General features: G+C 71.8%; 10 protein-coding genes. 4 read left to right on the top strand and 6 right to left on the bottom strand.

Annotation, left to right across the window (positions count from 1 at the left end):
• The first annotated feature begins 19 nt into the window (after window positions 1-19).
• The 4 genes from AB4091_RS01165 to AB4091_RS01150 all read left to right on the top strand — a co-directional run bounded on the left by AB4091_RS01165 (window position 20) and on the right by AB4091_RS01150 (window position 4752).
• Window positions 20-1681 carry an FAD-dependent monooxygenase gene (locus AB4091_RS01165; RefSeq protein WP_442289895.1) on the top strand — a complete coding sequence of 554 codons (1662 nt, stop codon included), beginning with the start codon at window positions 20-22 and terminating at the stop codon, window positions 1679-1681.
• A gap of 28 nt (window positions 1682-1709) precedes the next feature.
• A complete protein-coding gene (locus tag AB4091_RS01160; protein ID WP_442289894.1) occupies window positions 1710-3302 on the top strand; it encodes a family 1 glycosylhydrolase in 1593 nt (530 codons plus the stop codon).
• A gap of 169 nt (window positions 3303-3471) precedes the next feature.
• Window positions 3472-4110 (top strand): DUF1214 domain-containing protein, encoded by a 639-nt coding sequence (locus tag AB4091_RS01155; RefSeq protein ID WP_442289893.1) that lies wholly within the window; start codon window positions 3472-3474, stop codon window positions 4108-4110.
• Window positions 4111-4116: 6 nt separating this feature from the next.
• The gene (locus AB4091_RS01150; RefSeq protein ID WP_442289892.1) at window positions 4117-4752 is read left to right on the top strand and encodes a DUF1254 domain-containing protein; all 636 of its coding nucleotides are present in this window, start codon (window positions 4117-4119) and stop codon (window positions 4750-4752) included.
• Window positions 4753-4855: 103 nt separating this feature from the next.
• Here AB4091_RS01150 and AB4091_RS01145 read toward each other — a convergent pair whose 3' ends face one another.
• Genes AB4091_RS01145 through AB4091_RS01120 form a run of 6 tightly spaced genes read right to left on the bottom strand, consistent with a single transcriptional unit; the run spans window position 4856 to window position 12286 of the window.
• Window positions 4856-6139 (bottom strand): MFS transporter, encoded by a 1284-nt coding sequence (locus AB4091_RS01145; protein WP_442289891.1) that lies wholly within the window; start codon window positions 6137-6139, stop codon window positions 4856-4858.
• Window positions 6124-6903: an enoyl-CoA hydratase/isomerase family protein gene (locus tag AB4091_RS01140; RefSeq protein WP_442289890.1), complete on the bottom strand. Its 780-nt coding sequence runs from the start codon at window positions 6901-6903 to the stop codon at window positions 6124-6126. Before AB4091_RS01140 ends, AB4091_RS01145 begins: the two co-directional genes overlap by 16 nt.
• Window positions 6904-6928: 25 nt before the next feature.
• On the bottom strand, window positions 6929-8392 hold the full coding sequence (locus tag AB4091_RS01135) for an aldehyde dehydrogenase family protein (RefSeq protein WP_442289889.1): 1464 nt from the start codon (window positions 8390-8392) through the stop codon (window positions 6929-6931).
• Window positions 8389-9657, bottom strand: coding sequence for a CaiB/BaiF CoA transferase family protein (locus AB4091_RS01130; protein ID WP_442289888.1), 1269 nt, complete (start codon window positions 9655-9657; stop codon window positions 8389-8391). Before AB4091_RS01130 ends, AB4091_RS01135 begins: the two co-directional genes overlap by 4 nt.
• The gene (locus AB4091_RS01125) at window positions 9654-10811 is read right to left on the bottom strand and encodes a citramalate synthase (RefSeq protein WP_442289887.1); all 1158 of its coding nucleotides are present in this window, start codon (window positions 10809-10811) and stop codon (window positions 9654-9656) included. Before AB4091_RS01125 ends, AB4091_RS01130 begins: the two co-directional genes overlap by 4 nt.
• A complete protein-coding gene (locus AB4091_RS01120) occupies window positions 10808-12286 on the bottom strand; it encodes an MmgE/PrpD family protein (RefSeq protein ID WP_442289886.1) in 1479 nt (492 codons plus the stop codon). The genes AB4091_RS01125 and AB4091_RS01120 overlap by 4 nt, the downstream gene beginning before the upstream one ends.
• Between the last annotated feature and the right edge of the window lie 2 nt (window positions 12287-12288).

Here is a 12288-nt window from a genome sequence, read left to right as displayed (position 1 = left end):
CACCTCGACAGGAGAACCGATGACAACCGTGCCCGACAGCATCCCGGTGCTGGTCGTCGGTGGTGGCCCCAGCGGCCTGGCCGTGGCGATCGAGCTCGGCCGCCGCGGCATCGAGGTACTCGTGGTCGAGCCTCGTTCGGTGCTGGATCCGCTCCGTCCCCGGGCGAAGACCACCAGCGTCCGGACGATGGAACACCTGCGCCGATGGGGCATCGCCGACCGACTGCGCGACGCCGCCCCCATCCCAGTGGGCCACGCGCAGGACGTCGTCTTCGTGACGGGCCTCTTCGGTCACGAGATCGCCCGGTTCGAGAACGCCTTCGGACTCTGGGCGACGCCGCGCGAGCTTGCCGCGGAGGCCGGCCAGCAGGCGCCCCAGCCCGTGGTCGAGGAGGTGCTCCGCGAGGCCTGTGCCGAGCTGCCCACGGTCAGGCTCCTCACCGGCTGGCGGGCGACGTCGGTCGTCGACGGGCCGGACGGGGCGCGTGCCGTGCTCCTGGATCCCCACGGGCGTACGCGTGAGGTCACCGCCGACTACCTGCTCGGTTGCGACGGGAGCAGTGGCGTGACCCGGGCAGCGATCGGGGCGCGCTACCGAGGGGCGTCGGGCACCGTCCCCAACCTGTCCATCACGTTCCGGAGCCGCGCCCTCGAGGAGCGTGACCTGTGCGCGCACGGCGTCCACTACTGGGTCATCGGTGCGCGACACGGGGGCCTCATGGGCCGCCTCGACCTCGACGGCACGTGGTGGGCCATCGTGCAGGGCATCGACGAGGACGTCGCCGAGGTCGACGCGGTGGCCCTCGTCCGGTCGCTGGCCGGTGACGACATCGACGTCGACGTGCTCGCCACCGACCCCTGGTCGGCCCGGATGCTGCTCGTCGACCGGTACCGAGGCCGGCGCGTCCTCCTCGTCGGCGACGCGGCTCACCTCAACCCCCCGTGGGGCGGCCACGGCTTCAACACCTGCGTCGGGGACGCCGTCAACCTGGGCTGGAAGCTGGCCGCGGTGCTGCAGGGGTGGGCCCCCGAGACCCTCCTCGACAGCTACGAGGCCGAACGGCGCCCCGTGGCGGAGCGCACGATCGCGGCCGCCGGCGAGCAGGAGGCGTTCCTGGCGCCGTCCTTCGCCGCGGCCGACCTGGACGCCGACGGCGTCGCCGGCCACGCGCTGCGGACCGACGTCGCCCTCGCACTCCAGGCCAAGGACCCCGAGTTCCACAGCCTCGGCCTGGTCCTCGGCTACGACTACCCGTCATCCCCGGTCGTGGTGTCCGATGAGCCTTGCCCCACAAGGCAGCCCGTGAACGCGTTCGAGCCCTCGGCCCACCCCGGCGCCCGCCTCCCGCACGCGTGGCTCCCCGACGGCAGATCGGTCTACGACCTGCTCGGCGAGGGATTCACGCTGGTGCGGCTCGCGCCCGGCGTCGACACCGACCGGCTGGGCGAGGCCGCCGAACGCCTCGGCCTGCCGCTGCGGGTCCTCGACCTCGCGCACCTGCCAGCGTTGCGCGCGCTCTACGGCGCCGACCTCGTGCTCGTCCGCCCGGACCAGCACGTCGCGTGGCGCGGCGACGAGGTCGCCGACCCGTTCGACCTGCTGCGGCGTGTCGTCGGCGCCGGGCAGCGCCCGACCGCCGCCCCCTCCGCGTCCTCCTCCCTCGACGAGCTCACCCACTGAAAACCACCACCGCCCAAGGAGACCCACCATGCAGACACGCCACGGGACCATGGTCACCGAACGCCCCGAGCGCTATGCCAAGCAGCTCGCAGGCCACTGGGCCCGCAAGGGCAGCGCCGGCGACGAGGACGGTGCGACCGTCATCCGCTTCGACACCGGCCAGGTCGTGCGGATGTGGCCCGACAACGGCCTGCTGCGCGTCGAGGCGTCGGTGCCCGAGGACGGCGACCCGGACCGGTTCGCCCAGGTCGTGAAGGACCACCTCGAACGCTTCAGCCAGCGCGAAAAGCTCGACGTCGTCTGGGAACCCGCCGAGAGCACCAAGGCCGCCGGCAGCGCCGAGACTGCCGACGGTGCCGGTGACGTGAACGGCTGCGACGGCATACGCACGATCCCACCGGGATTCCTGCTCGGCGTCGCCACCGCGGGGCACCAGGGCGAGGGGCAGAACACCAACAGCGACACGTGGTTCCTCGAGCACACGACGCCGTCGGTCTTCCGCGAGCCGTCGGGGCGCGCCTGCAACGGCTACGAGCTGTGGGGCGAGGACATCGACCTCGTGAAGGGGATGGGACTGGACGCGTACCGCTTCTCGGTCGAGTGGGCGCGTGTCGAGCCGGAGGAGGGCACCCTCGACGAGGCCGCCCTCGACCACTACGAGGCGATGGTCGACCGGTGCGTCGAGCTCGGCCTCGCTCCCGTCGTCACGTTCAACCACTTCACCTCGCCGCACTGGTTCGCCGCCGAGGGCGGCTGGCTCGGGCCCCGCGCCGCCGAGCTGTTCGCCCGCTACTGCGGGTGGGTGGCCGACCGCTTCGGCGACCGCATCGCGTATGCCGTCACGCTCAACGAGCCGAACCTGCCGCGCCTGCTGACCTGGCTCGACCTGCCCGACTTCGTGCGCGACCTCGAGCGCGCCACGCTGGAGGCGGCCTCGTCGGCAGCCGGGGTCGAGCGCTACCGCGCCGGCAACGTCATGGTCCCCGAGGAGATGGACGCGATCGGCGACGGCATGACAGCCGGGCACCGCGCAGCCCGCTCCGCGATCAAGAGCCGTCGACCCGAGCTGCCCGTGGGCTTCTCGATCGCCGTCGTCGACGACCGAGTGGTCGGCGACGACCCGTCGTTCCGTGACCGCAAGCGGGCCGAGGTCTATGAGCGCTGGCTCGAGCTGGCCCGTGAGGACGACTTCCTGGGCATCCAGAACTACGAGAGCCGTTGGTACGACGGCGAGGGCGAGGTCGCCCCGACCCCGGGCACGGCGGTCAACGGCATGGGGTCGGCCATCGAGCCGACCTCGCTCGCCGGTGCGGTGCGCTACGCCCACGCCGAGACGGGCGTGCCGATCCTCGTCACCGAGCACGGGATGCAGACGGCCGACGACACCGAGCGTGCCGGCTTCATCGAGCCCTCCCTGGCGGCGCTGCTGGCAGAGACGGACGCCGGGGTGCCGGTGCTCGGCTACCTGCACTGGACCCTCATGGACAACTTCGAGTGGATCTTCGGCTACGGCGCCCAGCTGGGCCTGCACGAGGTCGACCGCGAGACCTTTGTGCGCACCCCGAAGCCGAGCGCTGGGGCGTACGCAGAGATCGCGCGGGCTCGGCGCGTGCGGGTCTGACCCGGCTGCGCCGCGCACGAGGGGCGTCTCGAGTGCGGCGCCCTCGGCCGCGTACGGCATCCGTTCTCGGCAACGCGGCACGGCCACAAGGAGCAGAGTGGACCCGTGCGAGTCGTGGGAGCCCGAGGCAGAGGGCTCGGTGGGCTGAGCCGGCGACGGTCCCGCGGCAGTGGCAACTGTCGTCGGGGCGGTCTGCGTCTACGCGGTCGTCAGGCTGGCGACGACCCCGACCCGACCGGTGCGCACCGAGGTCCTGCAGGGCGCCCTCGTGGGTGTCGGGCTGGCCGTCGTGACCGTCGAGGTCCTTGCGAGGGTCAAGGCCGTCGAGGTCAACGGCTGGGTGACGATGCTCGGGTGCGGCGTGCCCGGACAGGGCTTCCTGTCGAGGGCCACGGCCACGTGGATGTTCCCCGGCCCGGTCAACGTGCCGGACGAGGCGGCGTACTGGACGACGCAGGTCGACGGTTCGGGCCGGGCGCTGCACGGGGGCCGTCGCTACGTGCTGCACTTCCCTCCCGGTGGGCTGCCTCCCCATGACGCGTTCTGGTCGTTGACGATGGGCTCCCCCGGCAACCGCTTCGTCCCGAACCCGATCGACCGGTACAGCGTGAGCGACCGCTCGGGGCTGGCGCCGAACGCGGACGGGTCGGTCGACATCTACATCCAGAGACTCCTTCCGGCAGGCCACGAGTCGAACTGGCTGCCCGCGCCGGCGGGTCGCTTGACCCTTTGGCTGCGCGTCTACCTCCCCGGCCCGGCCATCCTCGAGGGCAGGTATGCCGTTCCCCCCGTCACCGAGGCCGCGTGATCCGCCATGCAGCTCGAGCACCTCCTCGTCTTCGCCCCGGCCATGGTCGCGGCCTGGCTCCTGGCCCTGTGGTTCTGGCCTCGCGTGCTGCTGTCCGTGTTCAAGCGGGCGATCCTCGTCCGAGGGTTCGGCGACGGTCCGATCCCGGTGAACTCGCTGTACCTGCAGTCCGAGGAATCCTTCGCCGACCCTGTCGGCTCGGCGACCGGCTCGAGGCTGGCGACGACCGGAGTGAACCGTGACACGCTCATGGGCGCAGGTTGGCTGGACCTGGGTAAAGGCCCTCGACTCCTGCACGTTCCGGACGCGGCCGACCGCTACTACAGCGTCCAGCTCACCGACCCGCACACGAACACGAACTTCGCCTACGTCGGAACGCGCGCCACCGGCACCCGCGCGGGCGACTACCTCATCACCGGTCCGCGCTGGACGGGTCTGGTCCCGACCGGGACCTCCCGGATACGTGCGCCGCACGACGCCGTCCTCGTCGTGGTCCGCGTGCTCGTGTACGCCGACAGCGACCTGCCGGCCGCGCACCGGCTGGCGGAGCAGATCCAGCTCTCGGCAGCGCCGGGTCCCACCCCCGCTCGGGGGACGCCTGACTCGCAGGACTCGGAGGCCGGCATCGAAGGCTGCCGGTGAGGAACCACCTCCTGCCGGTCGGTGCTGGCCGGGCCGAACCGTGCTGGCGTCGGCAGGAAACCATGGACGGCGTGTCCGGTCGTGATTGGCCTGAGCTGCGGCGTCATCCGTCGTGGGTGTCGTCCAGACGCTTCATCCGCAACGGCCCGCGCCACGATGACAGCACCACGGCGAGCACGAGCAGCACCAGTCCGGCGCCGAGCACCGTGGCTCGTGGGCCGAAGGCGTCGGCGAGGGCTCCTTGGGCGAGGCCCCCCACCGGGAAGCACCCCGTGTAGGCCATGATGCGCACCGCCAGCACCCGGCCGCGGAGCCGGTCGGCCACGATGATCTGCACCGCCGTGTTCGTTGCCGAGATGGTGAGCAGCAGCGCCCAGCCGACGACGAGCAGAGCTGCCGCCGCCCAGCCCGGCGACGGAGAGAGAGCGAATCCAGAGAGCCCCACCGCCTGCCCGATCAGGCCGACCCGGGTGAGCATCGACCGGGGAAGGATGTGGCTCCAGCCGGCCAGCACCGGCGCGGCGAGGAGAGCTCCGACACCGAGGGCGGCATTGAGCAGGCCCAAGGTCCAGGGCCCGACGTGAAAGACGCTGCCGGCGAAGACGACGGTGAACTGGAAGATCGGATTGACGAGCAGGCCTACCGCGACGGCGACGAGCAGGCCCATCTGGATGCCGGGCTGCCCCCGGATGTAGCCGACCGCCGTCGCGAACTGACGCCAGACGGGCGCAGCATCCGTTGCCCGAGGGCGGCTGCGCACCTTGAGCGCCGCCAGCGCGACGAGGACTGCGACGAACGACAAGGCGTTGAGCAGCAGAGCCCGTCCCGGCCCGACGGTCGCAAGGATCAGTCCGGCGACAGCCGGTCCGAGCGACCGGGCTGCGTTGAACTGCAGGGAGTTCAGGGCGACGGCGGAGTCGAGGTCGGAGCGCGGCACGAGGTCGTTGACGAACGACTGCCAGCTCGGCATGTTGATGCCCTGGAAGACCCCGGCCACCCCGACGAGCGCCATGACGGCCAGCGGCTCACGCACGCCCGCAGTCCAGGCGAGCCACAGGAGCAGGGCGCTGAGCGCCATCCCGGACTGGGTGACGAGCAGGACGCGTCGTCGGTCGTGCCGGTCGGCGATCACACCGCCCCACGGCCCCAGGGCGATGTTCGGCAGGAACTGGAAGACACTCACGAGCCCGACCCACAACGCGCTGTGGGTCACCTGGTAGACGACGAAGGGGACGGTCAGGTTGGAGAGCCACCCGCCCGTGTTGGAGGTGATCGCGCCCACCCAGAAGACGGCGTAGTCGCGGTGCCGGAAGGCGCGCAGGGAGTGGCGCAGTCCTCGAGGTGGCAGCTCCGCTCGCTGCTCCAGCTCCGTCAACGGCCCTGCCACCGCGGCTCTCGCCTCTCGAGGAACGCCCGCGCGCCTTCCTTCTGGTCCTCGGACAGGTAGACGTCCGGCCCGGTGTCCAGCCGGATCGCGGCGTGGGGGGGCATGCCGGCCGTCTTGCGATACGTCAGCTTGAGCCGCTGCAGGGACAGCGGCGCCGAGGCCACGACGTCGTCCAGCAGGGCCATCGCCGCCGCCTGCAGCTGGTCGGCGGGCACCAGCCGGTTGAGCAGTCCCCACCGTTCGAGCTCGGCAGCCGCGATCCGGCGACCGGTGTACAGCCACTCCATCGCGATGCCCGGAGGAACCGTGACCGGCAGCAGGACCGAGGCGAAGTGCGCCCCCCGCGCCCGCTTCGCCTCGGGCACACCGAAGACGGCACCCTCTGCGGCGACCCTCATGTCGCACGAGAGAGCCAGCTCGAAGCCGCCGGCCATCGCGGCGCCATTGACGATCGCGAGCGTCGGTTTGCGCGAGTCGATCATCACCTCCATGAGGCTGCGACGGTTGTTGTGGAGCGGCCCGTAGAAGGGCTTGCCTGCCGCGGCCAGGTCACGGGCGTCCTTGAGGTCCGCCCCGGAGCAGAACGCCGACCCGGCCCCGGTGATCGCGATGGCATGGACGTCGGGGGTGTGGTCGGCGTCGATGATCGCGTCGACGAGCCGGTCGTTGAGATCGCGGTTGAGGGCATTGCGCACCTCGGGCCGGTTGAGGGTGAGGTGACGCACGTGGTCGCGGTCCTCGACGAGCAGGATGTCGTCGCTCATGGGTCGTCCTTTCGGTCGAGCAGGGTCAGACGGGGTAGGGCGGCGCCTCGCGCCGCATGGTGACCCACTGCAGCTCGCTGAAGGCCTCCAGGTTGGACTGCGCACCGCCGTGGCGCGCACCCGAGCCCGACTCACCGACGCCTCCGAAGGGTGCTGTCGGCTCGTCGTTGATCGTCTGGTCGTTGATGTGCACCGACCCCGTGGGAACCCGGTCGGCCAGTTCGAGCGCCGCCATGACGTCTCGCGTGATGATGCCCAGCGACAGCCCGTAGGACGAGTCAGCGGCGAGTGCTGCGGCCTCGTCCACGTCGCCGAAGGAGACGACCGGCGCCACCGGGCCGAACACCTCCTGGGCGTATGCGGGCGCCTGCAGCGGTATCCGGGAGAGCACCGTGGGGCGGTAGAAAAGCCCGTCGAACTCGCCACCGGCGAGCAGCGAGGCACCGGCCTCCACCGACTGCGTCACGATCCCGTGGACCCGGTCGCGCTGCCCCGCGTCGATGAGGGGTCCGTAGCCGACGCCCGGACCGAGGGGGTCTCCCACGGTCGTCGCTGCGGCGATCCGCGTCAGCTCTGCGAGGTAGTCATCCACCACGGACTCGTGGACGAGGTGACGACCACTCGCCATGCAGATCTGTCCGGCATGGCGGAACGACCCGAAGGCACCGGCCGCAGCCGCCCTCGGCACGTCCGCGTCGCCCATGACGACGAGAGCCGAGTTGCCACCGAGCTCCAGGTGGACGCGCTTGAGCTGGTCGGCGCTGGCGCGGGCGATCGCCCGGCCGGCCGGTGTCGACCCCGTGAAGGAGATGACCGGCACCCGAGGATGTGCCACCACGGCCTGCCCCACGTCCGCTCCCCCGGGGAGCACGTGCAGCAGACCCTCGGGCAGCCCGGCCTCCTCGAAGACACGGGCGATGAGCACACCGCCGCTCACGGCGGTCCGCGGATCGGGTTTCAGCACGACGGCGTTGCCCAGGGCGAGGGCCGGGGCGACCGCTCGGATCGCGAGCAGCAACGGTGCGTTGAAGGGCGCGATGACGCCCACGACGCCGACCGGCCGGCGCCGAGCGAACGACAGGCGGGGTGCGCCCGACCGGAGGAGCTCACCGTACGGTGCGCTCGCGAGGCCGGCTGCCTCGTAGCACTCCTGGGCCGCGACGCCCTGGGCGCGGTGGGCCATGGCCAACGGCGCCCCGGACTCCCGCGCCGTCCACTCGGCCGCCTCGTCCGCGTGGTGCTCGAAGAGCGACCCGGCGCGGCGCAGGACCGCGGCGCGCGCGTCGTAGCCGAGTGACGCCCACCGTCGCTGCGCCACCACGGCCGCCTCGACGGCCCGGTCCACCGCCACGGCGTCAGCGACGCCGACGGTCTCGAGCCGGGTCCCGGTCGCCTTCTCGGTGACGGCCGCCTGCGCCACCGCCGGCCGCCAACCGGCGCTGAAGTAGCGCCCCGACCATCGGGTTGCGTCCAGCAGCACCGAGCTCATGCCGGCGTCCCGACGGTGGTCGCAGTGGACCCGACCACCCCGTCCGCCAGCATCAGCTCGACCTCGTCGGCGCTGAAACCGAGACTGTGGAGCACCTCGTGGCTGTGCTGCCCGAGCTCCGGCGGAGGGCACTGGTGCGGCAGGTACGCCCCGTCGAAGGTCACGGGCAGGTGCACGACCTCGAGCCCCGGCACGTTGGGGTGCGGCAGCGGCGTCACGAGGCCCACGGCGCGCACCTGGGGATCGTCGGCCACCTCGTGCACCGGCCGGACCGGGGCGCTCGGGACGCCGGCCGCCGCAAGACGTTCGAGCAGCTCGTCGCTCGCGAAGGCCCGCGTCGCGGCGGAGACGGCCTCGTTGACCTCGGCCCGGCGTTCGGCGCGCTCCGGGTTGGACGCGAAGCCGGGCCGCTCCAGCAGCTCGCGGGCCCCGAGGGCCTCGACGAGCCGGGTCCACAGCGTCTGGTTGCCGGCCGAGATGAAGACATGACCGTCCGCGACGGGGAACGCGCCGTAGGGCACGACGCCGGGGTGGCCGGATCCCAGGTTGCGCGGCGCCGGGTTGCCGGCGCGCGCCCCCATCACCTTCTGGTCGACCCAGGACACCGCGGTCTGCAGCAGCGACACCTCCACGTGGCTGCCCTCGCCGGTCATGTCCCGACGGCGGAGGGCATCGAGGATGCCGATGACCGCCCACATCCCGGTGCCCTTGTCGAGGATTGACAGGGGCACCCGCATGGGCGGTCCGTCGCCCGTGTCAAGCATGCTTACGATCCCCGAATATGCTTGCAGGAGAGGGTCGTACGCGGGTTCGCTGGCTCGTGGGCCAACCGACCCGAAGCCGCTCATCTCGCAGTAGACCAGACGGGGGTTGAGCTCGCGCAGGCGCTCGGCGTCGAAGCCGGCCTTCGCGAGCGCGCCGGGACGCAGGTTCTGGACGAGCACGTCGGCGCCGGCGAGAAGTCGTTCGAGCACCTGCACGCCGCGACCGTCCTTGAAGTCCAGCGCCAAGCTCTTCTTGTTGCGGTTCAGGCCGAGGAACGCCATCGGCTCGCTCCCCCAGTACGGGGGCGCCCAGCCGCGAGTGTCGTCGCCGACGCCCACGCGCTCGACCTTGATGACCTCGGCGCCGAGGTCACCAAGGATCTGGCCGGTCGTGGGTCCGGCAACACTGGTTCCCAGCTCGACCACCCGCAGGCCGACCAGCGACCCGGCTGTGGTCCCGGTGGGGATCTGGCTCTCCATCGTCGACTCCGTCGTTGTCATGGCACGTCCTTCCGTGCACCCCGCTCAGGGCCGCTGGCACAGCGGGCCCCGTCGATCTCGTCTCGCGCCGGCGAGGTGATCGGTTGTCTCCACGGACTGGGGCACCCGGCATACGTCGAGGGCCCGAGACGGAAGTGCTGCGCCTGCTCCTCGGTCTCGACGAGCGGCATGTCCATCGGGTAGAGCGCCTCGACGCCCGGCCGGGGTCCGGCCTTGCTGACCTTGCCGTACAGCGCGTGGCCGACGACCTCCTCGGCCAGGTGGGCGGCCTCGACGAGACTCGCGAGGTCGATGCCGGTGTCGATGCCCTCGGTCTCGAGCAGGTCGACGAGGTCCTCGGTGGGGATCATCTTGGTCGCGCGTCCGTTGCCGCAGTACGGACACCCGCCCATCCCGCCGATCGAGGCGTCGAGGACGAGGGTGTGCTCCGGTGAGAGCGACCTCAGCGCTGCGTACGCCGAGGTCAGGGCGCTGCCACGGCCGTCGTGCAGGTGCAGGTGGAAGGTGTGCACCTGGGGCCACTCCTGGCGGATGGCCTGGAGCTGGAGCTCCACGGCACGTGGGGAGTTCCAGCTCATCGGGTCGCCGATCCACACCGTCTGCGGCGTGATCCCGGCCGCCTCCCAGGCGTCCATCTGCAGCCGGATCAGATCCAGGCGCCGCTCCTGGGAGAACTTCCCCAGCCAGTTCGAGCCCCACGCGGCGTTGATCGCCACGACAGCCTCGGTCACTCCCCTGTCGACCGCAGCCTCGACCGTGGCGGGGACGGCGGCGATCTCCTGGGCCTGGGTCCGCGCCGTGTTGCGCTGGACGAAGACGTCGCAGAGGTGGACCGTCGTCCGGGCAGCCGCCTCCTGAGGCGCCAGCGGCGGCACGTGCCGGGCGCGACGCTCGGCACCCTTCTGGTTGAGCGCCAGAGCCGTGTACCGGACGCCAGGCACGGGTGTGAAGCCCGCGATCACCTGCTCGATGTGCTCCATCTGAGGCACCCACCGGGGGCTGACGAACGATCCGACCTGGATGGTGCGAAGCCCGGTGCGTGAGAGGGCGTCGAGAAGGCGGATCTTGGCCTCGGCCGGGATGTCGGCGCTCTCGATCTGCATGCCCTCGCGCATGCCCTCCTCGATGATCTCGACCTGTGGCAGACCACTCATGAGTCCGCCTTCCGGACGCGAGCGGGCGTGGTCACCGGGCGACCGGCGAGCACGTTCTGGAGGCCGGTCAGGTCACCGCCTCGCCACAGGGAGGTCACGCGGGAGAGCAGGGCTCGAGTCCGTCCGGGTGTCCAGCCGACGGAGGCGAAGGCGTCGATCGCCTTGTCCTCCAGCTCCCCCGGGGTCAGCGGGTTGCGGGAGTCCCCTCGGCTGACGTCGACCCGACGCGTCTGGGTGCCACCGTCGCGGGTCCGCACGGTGAGCACCGTGAAGGGCTCTGTCGATGCCGGGTCGTCAGGGTCTACTCCCTCGCGCACGGCGACGAGGTCCATCATCGAGCGGACTGCCGGCTCATGGACTGCTTCGTCGGAGAAGTCGGCCAGGCGCACGAGTCCCGTCCGGAGGGCCCGGGCCACGGTGTAGGGCAGGCTGAACTTTCCCTCCAGCCCGTTGCCGGGAAGGTGCGCCAGGAGTGGCTTCAGCCCTCCGCGGTGCACGATGACCTCCACCGACGAGACGTCCGCGTGGTCGAGCCCGGGGCGCAGGTCGAGCACCGCGTCGATGGCGCGGTGCGTCGCGTAGCACGACGGGTAGCGCTTGACGGCCCAGTCGTCGCTCCATCCGTCCTCCCAGCGCCTGAGGCGTTCGGGGAGCTGGGAGAGCGTCGCCGCGTCCGTCTCGCCGAAGAGCGCGAAGAAGCCGCCGGGCGCCTCGAGCTGGGTGACCCGGGAGGTGAGCCCGCGCTCGGCCAGCGCCACGGCGGTGACCGCGTCGCGGGCGGCGAGGCCCGCGTGAAGGGGCTTGGTCATGGTGCCGAAGTTGGCCAGGCTCCCGGAGGCCGTCGAGGCAGCCAGTCCGATGGCGTGTCGCGTCGTCTCGACGTCGAGCCCCGCCAGAGTGGCCACCGCGGCCGTGGCCGCGAGGCGGCCGGTCGTCGAGGTGTTGTGCCAACCGCGGCCGTAGTGGACGTCGAGCGGCAGCACCTCCGAGACCGCGCGGAACACCGCCGACCCGACGGCGTACGCCGACACGAACCGGTCGGTGGTCACGGGAAGCAGCCCGGCCCGTGCGACGAGCGCGGGCAGCAGCACCGCCCCCGGGTGCATGGGCATGGTCGGCGAGGCATCGTCCCAGTCCAGCGCGTGGGCTGCGGTGCCGTTGACCAGCGCCGCAGTGGACGAACCGACACTCAGCTCGGACCCCCAGATGCTGCACTCCCCCGGTGCGGGCTCGGCGTCCAGCAGACCGAGGAGGGCGCCCACAGCAGGCGTGCCACCACCGGCGACGGCCACGGCCACCGTGTCGACGAGCGCCGTGAGCACCGCGTCGGCGGCCGCGATGCCAGCATGGCGAGCCGCCGCCTCCGCGGCGAAGGACGCGACGGCATACGTGGCCCCGTTGTCGACGTCACTGCCCGCGTCGAGACACCTGTCACGCGAGGACTGGGCATGGCGTGCTGAGACGGGAGTTGTCATGG

The organism is Terrabacter sp. 2RAF25 (genome assembly GCF_052115265.1).
Lineage (GTDB): Bacteria > Actinomycetota > Actinomycetes > Actinomycetales > Dermatophilaceae > Terrabacter.
This window is presented reverse-complemented; position numbering and strand designations above follow the sequence as displayed.